Origin of the sequence: Shewanella sp. M16 (assembly GCF_018224605.1) — a bacterium.
In the GTDB taxonomy this organism is placed as follows: Bacteria; Pseudomonadota; Gammaproteobacteria; order Enterobacterales; family Shewanellaceae; genus Shewanella; species Shewanella oncorhynchi.
The window spans coordinates 1-16,426 of record NZ_JAGTUL010000038.1 but is presented as its reverse complement, the minus strand read 5'-3'; the positions used below and the strand labels follow the sequence as shown (position 1 = coordinate 16,426).

At 47.7% G+C, this 16,426-nt stretch carries 19 protein-coding genes and 1 pseudogene; 3 read left to right on the top strand and 17 right to left on the bottom strand.

Translation table 11 applies throughout. The annotated features are described in order from the left end of the window. Positions 1-75: 75 nt before the first annotated feature. Complete coding sequence (dusA, locus tag KFE26_RS19350) at positions 76-1,095, bottom strand: tRNA dihydrouridine(20/20a) synthase DusA (protein ID WP_212601403.1); 1,020 nt, start codon at positions 1,093-1,095, stop codon at positions 76-78. A 110-nt stretch (positions 1,096-1,205) separates the two neighbouring features. Between dusA and KFE26_RS19345 the strand changes: the two are divergent. Continuing rightward, positions 1,206-2,279 (top strand): annotated as a pseudogene (locus tag KFE26_RS19345) (site-specific integrase). Between the two features lie 64 nt (positions 2,280-2,343). Here the strand turns inward: KFE26_RS19345 and KFE26_RS19340 are convergent. The 16 genes from KFE26_RS19340 to KFE26_RS19265 form a co-directional block, all read right to left on the bottom strand. Then, complete coding sequence (locus KFE26_RS19340; protein WP_212601402.1) at positions 2,344-2,604, bottom strand: ogr/Delta-like zinc finger family protein; 261 nt, start codon at positions 2,602-2,604, stop codon at positions 2,344-2,346. A gap of 545 nt (positions 2,605-3,149) precedes the next feature. Next, complete coding sequence (locus KFE26_RS19335) at positions 3,150-3,326, bottom strand: hypothetical protein (protein ID WP_212601401.1); 177 nt, start codon at positions 3,324-3,326, stop codon at positions 3,150-3,152. Positions 3,327-3,406: 80 nt separating this feature from the next. Further along, on the bottom strand, positions 3,407-4,516 hold the full coding sequence (locus KFE26_RS19330) for a phage late control D family protein (RefSeq protein ID WP_212601400.1): 1,110 nt from the start codon (positions 4,514-4,516) through the stop codon (positions 3,407-3,409). Further along, positions 4,513-4,962 carry a phage tail protein gene (locus KFE26_RS19325; RefSeq protein WP_212601399.1) on the bottom strand — a complete coding sequence of 150 codons (450 nt, stop codon included), beginning with the start codon at positions 4,960-4,962 and terminating at the stop codon, positions 4,513-4,515. Before KFE26_RS19325 ends, KFE26_RS19330 begins: the two co-directional genes overlap by 4 nt. A 15-nt stretch (positions 4,963-4,977) precedes the next feature. Next, positions 4,978-8,628 (bottom strand): phage tail tape measure protein, encoded by a 3,651-nt coding sequence (locus KFE26_RS19320; protein ID WP_212601398.1) that lies wholly within the window; start codon positions 8,626-8,628, stop codon positions 4,978-4,980. Next, complete coding sequence (locus tag KFE26_RS19315; protein ID WP_212601397.1) at positions 8,621-8,752, bottom strand: GpE family phage tail protein; 132 nt, start codon at positions 8,750-8,752, stop codon at positions 8,621-8,623. The genes KFE26_RS19320 and KFE26_RS19315 overlap by 8 nt, the downstream gene beginning before the upstream one ends. An 8-nt stretch (positions 8,753-8,760) precedes the next feature. Next, the gene (locus KFE26_RS19310; RefSeq protein WP_212601396.1) at positions 8,761-9,090 is read right to left on the bottom strand and encodes a phage tail assembly protein; all 330 of its coding nucleotides are present in this window, start codon (positions 9,088-9,090) and stop codon (positions 8,761-8,763) included. Between the two features lie 136 nt (positions 9,091-9,226). Further along, positions 9,227-9,742 carry a phage major tail tube protein gene (locus tag KFE26_RS19305; protein ID WP_014358024.1) on the bottom strand — a complete coding sequence of 172 codons (516 nt, stop codon included), beginning with the start codon at positions 9,740-9,742 and terminating at the stop codon, positions 9,227-9,229. A gap of 9 nt (positions 9,743-9,751) precedes the next feature. Next, a complete protein-coding gene (locus KFE26_RS19300) occupies positions 9,752-10,924 on the bottom strand; it encodes a phage tail sheath protein (RefSeq protein WP_212601409.1) in 1,173 nt (390 codons plus the stop codon). 115 nt (positions 10,925-11,039) lie between these two features. Beyond that, positions 11,040-11,243 (bottom strand): tail fiber assembly protein, encoded by a 204-nt coding sequence (locus KFE26_RS19295; protein WP_212601395.1) that lies wholly within the window; start codon positions 11,241-11,243, stop codon positions 11,040-11,042. Next, positions 11,243-11,953, bottom strand: a complete 711-nt coding sequence (locus KFE26_RS19290; RefSeq protein ID WP_212601410.1) for a hypothetical protein — start codon at positions 11,951-11,953, stop codon at positions 11,243-11,245. Before KFE26_RS19290 ends, KFE26_RS19295 begins: the two co-directional genes overlap by 1 nt. A gap of 2 nt (positions 11,954-11,955) precedes the next feature. Further along, complete coding sequence (locus KFE26_RS19285; RefSeq protein WP_119978204.1) at positions 11,956-12,486, bottom strand: hypothetical protein; 531 nt, start codon at positions 12,484-12,486, stop codon at positions 11,956-11,958. Beyond that, a complete protein-coding gene (locus KFE26_RS19280) occupies positions 12,486-13,238 on the bottom strand; it encodes a phage tail protein I (RefSeq protein WP_212601394.1) in 753 nt (250 codons plus the stop codon). The genes KFE26_RS19285 and KFE26_RS19280 overlap by 1 nt, the downstream gene beginning before the upstream one ends. Next, complete coding sequence (locus KFE26_RS19275; RefSeq protein WP_212601393.1) at positions 13,231-14,160, bottom strand: baseplate J/gp47 family protein; 930 nt, start codon at positions 14,158-14,160, stop codon at positions 13,231-13,233. The genes KFE26_RS19280 and KFE26_RS19275 overlap by 8 nt, the downstream gene beginning before the upstream one ends. Further along, the gene (locus KFE26_RS19270; RefSeq protein WP_012197325.1) at positions 14,153-14,509 is read right to left on the bottom strand and encodes a GPW/gp25 family protein; all 357 of its coding nucleotides are present in this window, start codon (positions 14,507-14,509) and stop codon (positions 14,153-14,155) included. Before KFE26_RS19270 ends, KFE26_RS19275 begins: the two co-directional genes overlap by 8 nt. Then, positions 14,506-15,144 carry a phage baseplate assembly protein V gene (locus tag KFE26_RS19265; RefSeq protein WP_212601392.1) on the bottom strand — a complete coding sequence of 213 codons (639 nt, stop codon included), beginning with the start codon at positions 15,142-15,144 and terminating at the stop codon, positions 14,506-14,508. Before KFE26_RS19265 ends, KFE26_RS19270 begins: the two co-directional genes overlap by 4 nt. Before the next feature lie 525 nt (positions 15,145-15,669). Between KFE26_RS19265 and KFE26_RS19260 the strand changes: the two genes are divergently transcribed. Further along, the gene (locus KFE26_RS19260; RefSeq protein WP_212601391.1) at positions 15,670-15,900 is read left to right on the top strand and encodes a hypothetical protein; all 231 of its coding nucleotides are present in this window, start codon (positions 15,670-15,672) and stop codon (positions 15,898-15,900) included. A gap of 194 nt (positions 15,901-16,094) precedes the next feature. Further along, positions 16,095-16,400: a DUF6980 family protein gene (locus tag KFE26_RS19255; protein ID WP_212601390.1), complete on the top strand. Its 306-nt coding sequence runs from the start codon at positions 16,095-16,097 to the stop codon at positions 16,398-16,400. Positions 16,401-16,426 lie beyond the last annotated feature (26 nt).

Below are 16,426 nucleotides of genomic sequence, written 5' to 3'. Positions count from 1 at the left end.
TGGATTGAAAAATAACAAGTGGTGAAAAATACTACTCAAATTAGTAAATTTCACCATCTTTTAAGTCGAGTGGAATTACTCTACAACTTCAGCCTGAATATTCTGAAAAGCCTGCTTTACCACTTCTATCCCAGCGCCGTTTTTATGGGCATTTTCGCTCAAATAACGACGCCACGCACGGGCACCCGGTAAGCCTTGGAATAACCCGATCATATGGCGAGTAATATGATTAAGTCGCCCACCAGACTGCAAATGCGCTTCAATATAAGGCAACATAGCCTCAATCACAGCCTCGCGGCTGATCACTGCTTTTTGACTGCCACACAATATTTGATCCACCTGCGCCAGAATATAAGGATTCTGATAAGCCTCGCGCCCCATCATTACTCCATCGAGCTGCACTAAATGAACTTGTGCTTGCTCGAGAGTTGTTACGCCGCCATTAATACCAATATTAAGTGCAGGATAATCACGCTTAAGTTGATACACACGCTCATAATCGAGCGGCGGGATCTCGCGATTCTCTTTTGGGCTTAACCCTTGAAGCCACGCCTTACGCGCATGGATAGTAAAATCCGTACACCCTTTTGCACTAACCACATCAATAAACTGGGTTAAAAACGCATAACTATCTTGCTCATCAATTCCGATACGCGTTTTCACAGTCACAGGAATATCAACGACTTGCTTCATGGCGTCAACACACTCAGCCACTAACTCAGGTTCCGCCATCAGACACGCGCCAAAGCGACCATTCTGCACTCGATCGGAAGGACAACCCACATTGAGGTTAACTTCATCGTAGCCACGCTCAGCAGCGAGTTTAGCGCAACGAGCCAAATCTAAGGGATTAGAGCCACCTAACTGCAACGCCAAAGGATGTTCTTCTTGGTTATACGCCAAGTAATCACCGCGACCATGCAATATCGCTCCTGTTGTCACCATTTCCGTATACAACAAAGCATTAGCCGACATCAAACGTGCAAAATAACGATAATGACGGTCCGTCCAATCCAACATGGGCGCAATGGAAAAGGTTCTATCGAGCAATTTCGTTGGTGTACATGGCTTTAAGTGGTGGTTTTCAATTTTCATTGTTTATCTTGAGTTACTTCTAGTTGCTTGTAATTGCCGTCAATTTCGTTATATGGTGCCCCATATAGGCCCCTTTTTGGGGTAGGACGAATTAAGGTTAATCTCATTCTATGGCGTCATTTACTATTGAGAAACGTGCTAAGGCAAACGGGGATTTTAGCTACCGTTGCACTATACGCGTTAAAGAAAGTGGGGAAATTATACATCGTGAGTCTAAAACTTTCAGTAAAAAGGAAGTTGCTAGAACTTGGGGCAAAACCCGATGTGATGCAATTGAAAATGATTTTGTACTGCAAAAGAATAAAGCGATTTTAATCGGTGAGTTACTTAACCGTTTTTTTGAAGATGCTGACCTGTGGTCAAGAACCGGCCGCACCAAGCAATATGTTATTCGCATGCTGATTGACTGCGATATTTCAAAAGTAAGAAGTAACAATTTAAAGACCAGCGATTTAATTGAGCACTGTAAAAATCGGCGTATGGCTGGCGCAGGCCCCGCGACGATTTATCACGATATTGCTTACCTGCGTAGTGTGATGAAAAAAGCCGCCCCCGTCTGGAATATTGATGCTAACTTTCAGGTTTTTGAAGAGGCCGTGCCTGTTCTCATTGAAATGGGGTTAGTGGGTAAAAGCCAAAAGCGAACCCGTAGACCGACAGAGAATGAGCTTAAACGATTAAAAGAAGGGCTTGAGCAACGCATGAGTTACCGCCCAAACGGGGCTAATCGCATCCCGTTTATCGACATGCTGGATTTCAGTATTTTGACCTGCATGCGCATTGGCGAAGTATGTAAATTAAGATAGGTCGATTTAAATAAAGACCATAAAACGATTTTAGTCCGTGATAGAAAGGATCCAAGAAAAAAAGAAGGCAACCATATGATTGTGCCTTTGCTTGGTGGATCGTTTGACATTGTTATGCGCCAACCTGTTTCTGATGACTTAATTTTCCCCTATAACGCCACATCCGTGACGGCTGGCTTTCAGCGTGTTCGTAATGAACTCGGTATTACTGATTTGCGTTACCATGATCTCCGCCGCGAAGGGGCTAGTAGACTGTTTGAAAAAGGATATGCGATTGAGGAAGTCGCTCAGGTTACAGGGCATAGAAACCTGAATATTTTATGGCAAGTTTATACACAGCTGTTCCCGCATAAGCTGCATGACAAATTTAAAGAATAGCCAAAAGCCCACTTTGATGTGGGCTTTTTGTTTTGGTTTTACTACTGGTTATTGCTGAGCTGGGCTAGCTTCTGTGCGGTGCGGTGCGGCTCGGCTCTACTTGTGGCTTGGATATTCTGCTCATTTGCAGGTTTATCCCTTCGCGGCGAATGCGTGGCGGTACTACGGTGCGCTGGATTTCTTCAATACTAACGAATATGTGACCGCATTCGTCGTTATTGCAGCGGTAGGTTTTCTCACGGGTGAGCGGCGTGATAGCGCGAGTTCGACGCTGTAGTGCGCGGCTGTCGCAATGTGGGCAGGTCATGCCTGCACCGCAACCCATTACACAGCCTCTTTATGGGTGTTGGTTTTATATGGTTTATGCGAGGTCATGGTTAACTCCTTATTGTCACTGCGTACAACCATTCTAAAGGGTGGCTATAGGGTTATATACACAACATATTGTGTGTTATTGCAAAATTTTTAGCTTCCGCTGTGGCCAACGTAGTTAATCGCCACTTGAGTGAAAACTGCTAGCACACAGGGACAGATTGAATGGTGTGCAACGCAGTATTATGATGATGTTGTTGATATCTGAGTTAACAACAAATCAAAACGGAGTTAATCAATGAAACGGATTTTAATCTTGCTGGCTGTTTGGCCTATCGTACCGACTCCATACCAGATAAAACAGTATGCGAATGAACACTAACCCATGCCAACGACTATCTATAAAAATGATTAATGTTAAGTATTGTGATGCCGACTAATTGAAAACACCGCAGCAATAAGCGCACTAGCTCGCTAAATTTAGGACTCACAGAGGGATAACTTATAATGCGCGCAAATAGAAGCGCGCATTGATTAAGAACGCATAGTGAAGGATATTTATGCCCAAACGAGTTCAGTTATCTCAAAATCATAACCTTTAAAATGTGAGCTAAGGTGTTCTTTCACAGCATCCTCAGTTTTAGCTTTAACTGAAAAATTTGTTTTCTGATTAACCGAAGATTTGTTACTTCCCTTCACTTTTTTATATCTGACACTGATTACTCGTGCTTGCATACCATTATTCCTTAATGTAAGTATTTTGACGCAAATGAATACTGTGCTTTTAATCTCACTAAATCAATAAATACATGAACCTAAGTTGTGATTTCGGCCACATCACTGTTCTTAACTTCTAGCTCTATCCCTGTGGTGTAACCCGTGTCTGTGATGCTGTGCTCTACGCGGGTAAGTAGCCAGTCGCTGTTATCTATTTGCGGTTTAAAGCCACTGACGCTAACCGGCAGCTCAGGGAATAGCTCCGGTCGCCCCATGGCTAAGGTGATGGTGAAGGTTGCCACGCCGCGTTGCAGTTTGTCCCACATGGCACGCGCTGCGCGCTCGGCGTTCTGCTTGTTGGCGTAGATATGCCGCAGGGTTTTGACGTTGTCGTTACTGCCAACCATGATCTCCTTTTCCCCAACAATGACTTTTACATCACTCGGTTTCGCTTCAGTTGGCTTTTTAGCTTTAACGGTTTGTCGCTTGGCACCTTTATCGTTTTGCCAATAGGCCACGACACCAGAGTAAGCATCGCGATCGGCTACGCCAAAGTGATGGCTGTCGCCAGACTGGCGGGTAATGTCTACACGGTCGAGCGCGATGCCGCTGGCGTTATGGGCTAAACCCGCTTGTAAAAATAACAAGTTGCCGTTTTTTACCGTCGCGATGGCATCAAACTGCTCGGCGAGGCGGCTTAAAAAGTTAACGTCGGACTCGTTAGCTTGGTCTATGTGATCGATAAGCTCCCTTTGCAAGTTATCGCTAATTTTAGCCTTGAGCTGATGCCGTGCCGCGATGACATCGATAATGCTGCCCACACTTTGCTGATGAAAGCTTTGCTCGCGGCTTTGCTGCAAGGTGCCACGCATATCGGCCGATTTGCCGCGAATGGTTAGCATGTCTGGCGGGCCACTGTGCTCGAGTTCGTCAATGGTGTACGTACCTTTATCAACCAGCGCGCTACCCTTCCAGCCAATGCGCACTTGCATGGTTGCGCCCTTGGGTGGCATCGCCAGCTCGCCGTCGGCGTCATCGAGCTGCACTTCAATGGTGTCGGCCTCAAAGCCGCGATTATCCGTTAGGCACAGCGACATTAGCCGGGTTTTGACTTTGGGGCTGATATCTTTGCCATTGACCAATATTTGATAGTCTGGCGTAGGCTGGTCGCTTGATGCCAGCGGGTTAAACTGCTCGAGAAGGTTCACAAAATCCCCCTTATCAGTTTGCTGATACCCATGCCGATCAGGTTCTCGTTAGCGATGAGGCTGGTGTTCTTTTCATCCACCCGTTTTAGTTCAATCGTAAATTCAATCTTCCTCGCTGCGCCGTCACTAAAAAACTCGCTACGACCTTTGCTAATTTTCTCGATCACAAAAAAGCCTGCAACAGTACCGCGCCCTTCAATCAGCGGATAGGCTTTGCCTGTGTCGGCCATTTTACGCAACGCCTCAAGGCTGAGTTCACCGCCCGTGATTTCTGGCAATAACACACCTGACAGCGTTAGGGTTTCGTCCCCCACGCCCAAGAACTGCGCCGATGGCCGCGCACCGACGCGGCTATTGGTTGGGTGACGCCATACCATGTCATGCTGCGATGTTTGGTATGGCACCGACAGCCTGCTAAATACAAAAAAACCGAGTGTCATCATCATAATGGTTGGCTCACTTTAGTTAAGATCCTTAAGGCTGCTGCGTAGGCGCGCTTGCTGGGCACGGTCACGCTTTTCTAGCTCGATGCCGACCAGGCGCGCGACATCCTGCGCATCCATATTGGCAGTGGCGTGGATAGTAATGGGCGCATGAATACCCGCATCGATGTGAACGGACTGAGGCTGCGGCGCTTGGCGCTGCGCAAAGGCACTGCCAGCGCTTAATCTATCTGGCACTGTGTTATGCGTTAAGCCATTGCTGTTAAGCACTAAGTCGCTGCCGTTATGCGTTAAGTCGTCACTCTTCGCTTTTCTGGCAGGTAACTCGCCTTCTTTTACCAGACGGATTGCATCCGGTACCGCAAAATCGGCGCCTTGGTATGCATCTCTGACGGTGCGGGTTTGGTCTGGTATCGCCTGCAATGATGTGCCCAGATATTCCTCACGCACCTGGCGCACAATATCCTCTGGTTGGCTCAATTTAGCCGGCAACAGCTGCTCAATGATTTCACGGTTAGCACTGGGCACTGCAGACAATGCAGCTACTGAATGCTCATCGCGCACATGGCGCACAACATCCTCTGGCTGACTCAGTTTAGCCGGCGACAGTTGTTCAATGATTTCACGGTTAGCATTGGGCACTGCAGACAATGCGGCCACTGAATGCTCATCGCGCACCTGGCGCAAAATATCCTCAGGCTGGCTCAGTTTAGTCGGCGACAGTTGCTCAATGATCTCACGGTTAGCACTGGGCACTGCAGACAATACAGCTGCTAAATGCTCGTCACGTACCTGACGCACAGCATCCTCTGGCTGACTGAATTTAGCCGGCGACAGCTGTTCAATGATCTCACGGTTAACACTGGGCACTGCAGACAATGCAGCTACTGAATGCTCGTCGCGCACCTGACGCGCAGCATCCTCCGGCTGGCTCAGTTTAGCCGGCGACAGCTGTTCAATGATCTCACGGTTAGCACTGGGCACTGCAGACAATACAGCTGCTAAATGCTCGTCACGTACCTGACGCACAGCATCCTCTGGCTGACTGAATTTAGCCGGCGACAGCTGTTCAATGATCTCACGGTTAACACTGGGCACTACAGACAATGCAGCTACTGAATGCTCGTCGCGCACCTGACGTACAGCATCCTCCGGCTGGCTCATTTTAGCCGGCGACAGTTGCTCGATGATCTCACGGTTCTGAATGATTGGCGCTGGCAGATTAGTAACGTCATTCGACATGGCTGCGGCAGGAAGTGCAGAAATGCCCAGTACAAATGCCGTTCCGGCAATTTGCTTACTGAGTTTATTTACCTCATTTAGCGGACCTTGTTGGCTACGATTAAGGCCAACGGTTAAGCCGTCCATCGTTTGGTCACCCATTACCGCAAATACTTTGCTGGGTGAAGCAATACCGAGCACATCTTTAAACCAACCAATGGCATTGCTAGCCGCATTGGTTATGGTTTCTTTTACCTCTGTTAGCTTGCCGGTGATCCCTTTAACTAGGCCGTCCATCGTCATCTCGCCCAGGCTGCTAAACTTAGCGGGCAGTCCGGTGAAAAATGACATGATTTCGCTAAAATTGCTCACAATCAGCCCGAGTGGCGACCATGAAAAAACGGTTTTCATGGTTTCCCATATACCAGAAAGCACGGCTTTAATTGGCTCTGGTAAGCCATTAAATAGGTTAGTAATAGCAATAACTCCGCTATCAACCAATGAGGCGATTGTCTGCCAGAACCCTGTCATCCACGCCTTAACTGTGTCCCAGTGAGTAACGAGCAAATACCCAGCAGCGACTAACGCAGTAATGCCTAAGATCACCCAACCAATGGGCGTAGATACCAGCGCTAAAGATAAGGCCCTTAATCCACCAATAACCCACTTAAATGCACCACCCAGCTTAGTGAGTGCGCTCCCCATCAGCGGCAATGACTTAATGCCAAGTATCGATGTGCTGTATTTAAGCATAGCCATCGGGCCTAAGATGCCAGCTAGCATCAAGGTTATAGAGCCGCCGACAGCTGCCACAATAGCCATGGCAGCAGCCGCTTTAAAAAGCGTGCCAGTTAGCTCAGGATTCACCCTCATCCAATTGCCTATACCATTAACAACTCCGGTGATTTGCTGGATAAAACTGCGAATACCTCCGTTGTTACCTTCGAATATTTCGATACCCACGTCTTCCCACGCCGATTTGAGGGTATCGATATCTCCCTTGGCATTATCAGCCATGGTCTTAGCCACTCGCGCGTTCTCACCAGCAGATTTACGCAGTACATTGGTAAACGAGGTAATGGCACCATCACCCTGCTGCTTAATTAGCTCACTGACGCCAGTGCCAGCTTCTTCACCAAAGATGGTTTTAAGTATTGCGGCGCGGTCGGCGTTACCCATCGTCTTAGTGGCCTTGACCACATCGGCCAAGATGTCGGGGATCGCGCGCAGATTGCCTGCGCTATCCTTGGTCTTTAGCCCTAACTGCTCAATGGCAGCTGCAGCTGGTCCTGTTTGCCCCGCCAAACGGTTAAGCATTGCGCGCATTACCGTGCCGCCTTGGCTCGCTTGGATACCAATGTTGCCGAGTAATCCCGACATAGCGGCGGCTTCTTCTACGCTCACACCTAAATCACGCGCGGCAGGTGCAACGTATTTCATCGTTTCACCCAGCATGGTTAAGTCAACGTTGGCGCGGGTTGTGGTTGCGGTAAGCACATCGCCAAGACGATTCATTTGATCTGCAGCCAAACCAAAGCCAGATAATATGTTTGAGGCAATATCGGACGTCACCGCGAGATCGGTATCGTTGGCCTTGGCTAAGTCGAGCATACCAGGCATGGCTTGTTTAATTGACTTAGCATCAAAGCCCGCCATAGCTAAGAATGACTGCCCCTGTGATACATCGTTAGCAGTAAAGCTTGTTGATGCGCCAAGTTCGCGCGCTTGTTTGCGCAGTGCGATAAGTTGCGGATCGTTCTTATCCAGCCGAGTTAATGCCTGAACCTTGGATTGTGCGGCGGTAAAATCTAGACCCGGTTGTAACACCTGCGATCCAGCATAGAGCGCAGCCGCACCTGATGCTGCAGCTGTTGCGCCCGCACCGGCCATATTGCCCTGCAGTGCTTTGGTTTTGTGGTAAGTGGCTTGTGCTGCGGATAGCTTTTTCTGTTGCGCCGAAACCTGTTGTAGGCGGCGCTTTTGTTGGTCGAGTTGTTTGTTAGCCTGAGAAAGGTCAGCAGTCAACGTGCGTTGATGCTGTGAAAGATTACGAGTATCAATCCCCGCAGAGCGGAGTGCTTCACGCTGCCGGTGCTGGCTAATGGTTAAGTTTTTATGCTGAGTATTCAGCCTAACTGTTGCCGCCCTGGCTTGTTCGTATTCCTTAACCAGTGCTTTAGCTGGCGCTTGGCTGCTTTGCATTTCAAGCGCAAGGCGTTTCACCTCCTTTTGTGCCTTGGCCAACTCATTCGAAGTAATACCAAGGCTGCGGCTCACCTTGCGATAACCATCGATTTGAGCAGACTGCTTATTAAGAGACTTAACTCGGTCTTGCGTCTCTTTTAATTGAGTGGCGGTTATGCCGCTGGCTTGGCGCATTTTTTTTAATGGCCCAGTGATCTTATCCACTGCCGCCAATAACACGCTCATCTCTAATTTTTTAGTCATGCTTAACCTTGTTAATTCTTTCCCATCTATCCAGCGCTTTATCGTGCCAGCCTAGAAGCTCATCGATGTCCATTGCCGCCATCTCAGATAGCGGCCAATGGAAGATAATGGCGATATCCGCCATGGTGTCATCTATGCACTCAGGGAGGCTTGACTGTCGCTCTCGCTCTGACTGTCCATCTGTAACTTCTTCGGCACCAAAAAATTACTAATTTCTCCACCAATCTGCACTAAGTCAGCAGGGTCCATGTTGAGTACTTCATCTTTGGTGATCATTGGCGAACTGATACGAGGCAGCACTGTCGAGATAGCGTTAACGTCAAGGTTGAGCAAATCAGATAGCGATAATCCTCGCAGTTCGCCAGCTTTAGGTTTGCGCAAGGTGACTTTGGTAACTGACTCTTTGCCACGTGCAATCGGTTGATCGAGTGTGACTTCTTTATGAGTAATAGTGACTGTCATTGTTAGACCCTCTGTTATGGCCAGGATGGCCGGTATGCGGCTTGAGGACAGGATGCCCGGTGCCGCCTAATTAAAAAATGCCCGCATACGGCTATGTATTGCGGGCTAAGGTTGGTATTGATGCTTTAAGCCCGAGTTATAACCCGATGGCTTTGCGGTGTTCGGCCATCATGTCAACGCCATTGATGATCTCAATGCCGTTAACGGTATCGACTTCAACTAGCACTTCGCCGCCTGCCGTTTCTTTGTAGTAAGTACAAGTCATGGTGGCTTTGGTTTGGCTGTTATCGCCGGTTTTGTAACTGCCGCGATCGAGCTCTTTATAACGGCCACGGCATACGATTTCGACCGCTTGCACTTCGCCGGTATCGTCGCGCTGGAATGAACCCGCAAAACGCAGCTGAACACCGTCAATCTTGCTGGCCGACATTTGCTTAACGAGCTGGGCTTCATAGCCGCCTAAAGTGAATTCGACACCTAAGGCGTCATCATCCAGCCCCATATCGATATCAGCCGCACCTGGCATGCCGCCGCCACGGTATTTTTCAAATTTGCGGCTTAGTTTGGCGGGGGTAAATTCTTCCGCCACACCTATCCAGTTTTGACCATCACCGAATAGGTTCAGGTGCTTGAGTTTTCTTGGTAAAGCCATGGGTTATCCTTAGGCCGCAGCGACTGCGGACGCGAAGTCGACCAAATAACGGTCGGTAATTTTTTGACGGAAGGTTAAATCTTCCAGCGGAGGCACTGGGGTGTAGTCGTAATCGATATACAACTTACCGGCCTTAATCGTGCTAACGTCGTTAACGTCTTCGCTGTACCAGGCTTGGCCGTCAACGATATACCCTAGGCCTTTTAACTCGCGGAACTTAGCGTTAATGCCTTCGATGATGTCTTTAACCAATGTTGGGGTCATTGGCTTATCAACGGCCCACATGTGCGCGTCGGCAATGGTGTCAGCCAACACTTGCGCGGTGCGGGTGTAGTTTTCAAACTGGAATAAGGGATCTGCTGAACAGGTGCGCGAGCCCCAAAAGCGAAAACCTGACTGATTAATCAGCGTGGTGATGTCATTACTGTTTAGGTAGCCTGCATCGGTAGACGGATCTTGTAAATCCCAGAACACGGGTTTGCTTAAACCGGTAACGCCGCTAACCGTGACGTTTGATAGCGTTTTGTGCCAACCGACTTCTTTGTCGATACGCGCACGTAAACCTAATGCGCGAGCGGTCGCAGTAGCGTTAACACTGGCGGCCGCAACGGTATCAAAGGCAACAAACTCAGGCCAAATGATCATCACTTCACGATCGCCAAAGTTTTCACGGTAAGCTACGGCTTCTTCTTTGGTGGCACAGCCATAGGCGCTGATGTAGGCAAAGGCGCGCAGTTTTTTGGCGGTTGCTGCAAGCGCTGTGGCAACGGGTAAAGTGTCTAATCCTGGCACGCCTAGAATGCGCGGCTTAACGCCCAATAAAGACTGTGCCGCAAGTAATGCTTTAAGGCCGGTGTATTGCCCTTGCGGGGTTACAGTGCCAATAATGTTCGCCGTTGTAGCGGTTTCATCCGCCCCCTGCTCAACACGCACCACAACGGTGAGCGTATTGACTTGATCAGCAATGCCCTCAAGCGTAGGTTTTAACGTACCTAAAGTGCCTGCTTTACCAATGGCTTGCATAACATTGGTTAGCAATACTGGGGTGTTTAGCGGGAATAGTGTTGCATCAGCATCGCTGGCGGTGCAGACAATTCCGATGACTGAGGTTGATACTGTACGAATAGTTCGGGTGCCATCATTGACTTCAATGACGCGGACCCCGTGGTGATAATCCATAATAAGCTCCGGTGCTGTGGGTTTTGCAAAACTAAGCAGGGCTAAGCTTGCAGAGCACACCGGAGCGGTGCTACTGGTTTGAGTGGTAAGAGTCGTTTATTGACCTAAAAACCTGAGTTTATTCAGGCTTCATGGGCCAGACAATCTCATCGGGGTTATCCGTCGATTGCGGTAAGTCTCGCAAGGCTTGACGATATGCTGCGAACTCAGCTTTTTTATCCAGCGATAGCGGCGCATCTGACATTTGAGTCCAGTCAGTGTCCTTCAATTTAATTGCACGGTTAATTCTAATCTGTTCCCATCCAGGATTTGTTTCAAACATTATGAAATACCTCTAATATATCTATTTTCTGGTAGGCTTAAATCAATTTCAGTTGCTAGCATTGGCTGGTATTCAACCCCATATTCGGCATGATCAAACCCACTTAGATAGACTGCAACAAACGGCGACATATCACTACTCACAGTATCAAATGAAGCTATTTTTTCAGGGGCAATGAAAAGACTGTCATGACAAATTGAATAAGTAACTCCGCCTCCTCTTAACCAAATCCAAAGTGATGACATTCTGTAATTGTTAACTACTTTCCCAATAAACTTATTTGATTGATAATGATAAGAATCAAACGCATAAAATGGCACTCTATGCCCCCACGAATCGCCAATAGTTAAAATTGACGCTGTAAATGTTTGTGGGTTAGCCAAGGGGTCATATCCATCAATTCCACCTTTATTCTCATTTGCATTAGGTCTGAAAATATTTAATTTGTTTACCGGACCGCCTCGCAATGATATGCGAACCGGATAGAACTTATCCCACTGTCCACCTACGTTGAACTTGGCAGGAGCTTGAGTTTTATATCTAGCGTCAGCTGTAGCGATAAACACATCAAACGCATTTTTTGCGGATGCCACTTTCTGATCAATCTGCCCCATCTTGCCTGCGACCTCTTGTGATAACGCCTGAGACGCAGTCGTTTGAGCAGAGGCTGCGACTTTTAACCCCGCTATTTCTTCAGCAATTGAGCTCATAATTATCCCTCTAGTTGTCTAATGCGCTCACTGAGTTGCATGTTCCAGTGAGCATTTTTAATAACTGCCGCCGCATTTTGTAAAAATGCCGTACAGCCCGCGATAAACTCTTTGTCTAAAATCAGGTTAAGGTTTTCAGCACCCACTACCACAGTGATACTGTCGGTTGGCAGCGCCTCAATATTTAACGTAAACCACTGCACGACTTTTACAGCTGGGGTTCGGTAGCCCAGTGTCTTATTTGGTGCGCTGTATACGCCAAGCAAAGTTGTGCCAATGTAAAACCCTATCTCTTTGATGGCGTACTCTAGTGCGCCATCAAATACGCCAGCCATCCGTAGGCTTTTGCCACCATCTTGATAGTCAGAAATGGCAATGCGCTCTTTTTCAGCGCTCAAGCTGGTTTGGGTTTTAGAGGGCGTATAGGCGTTTGAGCCAAACGCCATGTGAGTGATCTCGGCTCTCAGTCCTTTGTCTTTTGCTGACAAGCAAGCGGCAAGGCCCGCCTCAGTAAATTGCAGTGTTAGTGCCATTACACAACTCCCGTTAATTCGTGTTCAGAGATGATTAGTTGATGCGACACCGCCGCAAGCTTGTGGGTAAATAACAATTCGTCAGGTAGCACAGGAGATAACTGGTAATTGGTATCGATGCAGTCAATACGATGCTCGATGCCAAATATGCCAGCTAAGGCAATAACACCATCAGGGCGAACGCCATTAGAATCGGCATCGATATCAGATATGCCCACACTAGGGCTAATGCCCGCAGCAATGGAAAGTGACTCTTCAAATGAGATACCAAGCTCAACATCAAAATGGATCGAGCCACGCTTTGAGGTTCGAATGGCCTCTGTCACCATGGCGAGCATTTTTGCGGTGATCAATCCTTCATTTTCGTCAGTGATATTGTCGTTAACTAACGCGAGCACTTTCATGGTGCCGCGCACATTGCTGCCAGCGCTTTCCCACCATTCGAGGATATTGGTCTTAATGCCTAAGCTATTAAGTGCCCGTTGCACCGCATATGGCGTGCCTTTGTGGCGATGAATATCGAAAGCATCGTTAACAACCTGGCGCTTAACGCTTTCAGGCCAACTGTCCGCCCATTGGTCAACTGAGTAGGCCCACGCTAGCCAAGGCAGCAAAGACAATGGGCAGCGAAACGGATCCCACAGTTCAGCAATAGACAGGGGCAAATCCAGCGAGCCGGCGATCACTTGCTCAATATCGCGCTCAAGCTGGGATGCGTTGGGTGGCAGTAACGATGAAACCAAATTATTCACCTATGCCCCCAATCGAAATATTAACGCTGGTGCAATATGCTGCCTGATGATCAAGCACGGTTACATCAGCGGATGGGCTAATCAGATTGACGTTATTGACGCCACTTTGGTGCAGCGCTTTGAATATTCCTGAGCGGGTAATATCTGCCCCCAAACGGCGCTGCTCCTTTTGGTAGAGTGCTAAAGCTTGATTAGCAGCAGCTAACACTACTTGCGCATCTGGCCCCGGCAACAGCTGTAACACGGCTTGCACACTGTAGCTAACAATCCCAGCACCTTGAATGGTGACTCTATCGCCCTGCGGCCGCACTTTTGAAGGGGTATTTGACTGTGATAAACCGTCGGCACTCATGCCAAAAACGTCACGTACCTTAATAAGAAGCTCATTGCTGACTGTGCCATTACCCTCGATAGATAGAATGGTGACCACCATTTCACAGGGTTCAGGACTCACAGCTTTGGCATCAGCCACGCGGCCATCGGCGCCCAGCGCAAAAAAGATATAACCGTCGATACTGCCCGCCGTATTTAAGCCATCAAACGCCATTTGCACGCGGCGCTTAAAGGATTGTTCATCCTCTAAAATTTCAGGGATTGGCGGCACTGCAGTTGGATTGCCCGCTTGGATAACTAATGGCGCTAGGTCATAACGTGAGCCTAATGCGATCAAATTATTACCCGTTGATGAGGCTAAAATATTACCGCGAGTGGCATCATTAATTTGCGCAACCAAGTGCATTTCACGATAGGCAAATACCTGCAGTAATTTGGTAACAGGGTCGGATTCTAGTGCCACTACAGCTTCATAGCTTCGGTCGATATCAATCAGTAATTGCTTGAGCGCAGCAAAGCGCTGCTCAAAGCTCAGCGGCTGGATAATGTCAGGCACAGGAACTTTAGAAAGGTCAATGAGCTCAGCCATAGGTGGCCTCGAATAATTGGGCACGTTGAGTGTCGATGCGGTCGGTCACTAAGTTGAATTGCACTTTGCCGTCGTTGCCGCCACTGATAATTTCAATCTCAGTAATGCGAATACGCGGCTCCCAACGGGTTAGCGCGATAACTGCCGCCGCCATAATCTGCAGCTTTATCGCGGCGCTTTGGGGTTGGTCGATAAGTTCAAAAATGGCGCTACCATAGTCTCGACGCATCACGCGCGAACCTAATGGCGTGGTTAATATGTCCTGGATACTTTGGCTGATATGCTGCGACTCGCTAATGCTTTGGCCAGTAAAGCGATTCATACCTTGCCATTTTTCATTGGCGCTCATTGCGGGCCTCCTGAAGTGCCCGAGCCGGTATCGACACCGCCATGTTTATGGGTGCCAAAATTAATACCGTCGATATTAGCGCCGCCAGTGATTGCTATACCGCCGTTATTGGTCAGCTTGCCTGAATGTTCAATCGCCCCAGTAACCTTCGCGCCCTGTTCTACAGTGAGTTTTTTCTTAACCAACACATTGCCCGTAAACTCCGAATTTGGGCAATCGATAGTCACCCGCTCGCTCGCCTGTACAGTGGCGGTTTTAATGCCACTCACCTTAAGCGCGCTGGTATCTGGGTCGTACTCAATCACAGCACCATCGGGATACACAGTTCGCTCACGATTGTTATTGTTATTGTTATTGCCGTCAGGCTCTGGGTTTTCATCGCTATAAAGCGCGGGCAGAATGTAAGCGTTGGTTAGATCGCCGCTAAGCGATAGCAGCATCACTTGCTCACCAACGGTAGGGCGCCAGCTGGTTTTTGCCTTGCCGGCACGGCGGGTAAAAAAGGGGCGAAACTGGGTAAGTAACTCGCCTGTTTTTACGCGGCACGAATCGCCCTTTACTTCGGCAACGGTGCCAATACGTAAAAGGTTATCGATACGGCGTGTAAGTTCGGTAATCGCGGCGGTCGTGTTCATGCGGCTATGGTTGCCAGTTGTATGACTAGCCGCTAGCGGTTTGGGTGGTATGTGGGAAGTTATAGCGCAAGATATAAGTTTAAAATCTTTTCTGCCCCAAAGCTGGCTGGCATTCATTTAGTGAATTGAAAACTGACGAATGAATTGCCCTACAAAATCTCATCTATTTACCAAATGTTTGGCCCTATCGTAAAGCGACTAACAATGTATGGGTATACAGTCGTATTTAAATTTAGATGCTTTTGAGTGTTTTTAAACTCATTAGTTTGCGCGTTTATCCAGCCTAAAACTTATAAAACCCTTAAAAATCATTCGCATAAACTTTCCCAAAATTAGTTAATAGGTTTGAAAAACGCGCATGCGCGTTTTTCCGGATGGTGTATTAGATAAAAAGCTGATAAGTTCTTTGCAATACAGACAGTTAATGATGCGCGTTTTTACTGGTCTAATGAGGTAAACGCGCATGCGCACTAATAAAATGTTACAAAGTCCATTGCAAAATAAATTTCCCATGAGGAAACCATAATGTTTTATGCTTCTGGGCAGGTGGTTGAAATCGGAGATAGAGTTCTAATTGAGCATGGAAAAACGCAAGGTGTGGTTGAGCATGTTGTTGAATCAAACGCAGCATTAATTGAGTGGGGGCTAGAGCCAAATGGTGAGTTCGGCATCTTAATCAAGGCTGCTCCCTTTGGTTTGGTATTCTGGCTAATTGAAGACTCTCATGATCCAATAGTCTTTGTTGAAAGATCTTAGTAAACGCCAGTATTTTTTATACCTAAGCAGGTTTAAAATGCAAATATTTTTAACTAATTCCGCACAAAAAATTTGTAACAAGGCATTGCACCTGACGAATTGTAAGTAGCGCTTATGCAATATCGCTACGCTAATTTTATCGCAACGCGCTACTTACAATTCGCAGGTGAACGCAACGTTATGAGTAATTGCGAATGAACCACTGTTGCAAGGAAATGCTAAGAGCAATCTCGGCGAAATGCCAAACTCATGAGGACGAATTCGCTTGCCCAGACGTGCTGGTTACTTACTCACCCAAATTTGATGAATACGGATTAATCGTACACGATGGTGGTACAAGTTCGATTAGCATTTATTATTGCCCTTGGTGTGGCACTAAGCTACCTGAGTCAAAGAGAGAAGCTTGGTTCGACGCGATTGAAAAACTTGGAATAGGCGAATTCGACTCCGAAGAAATTCCCGAGAAATTTAAAAGCGAAGCCTGGTACAAAAACTCATAACAAACACAGTCAGTGCGACATTTATT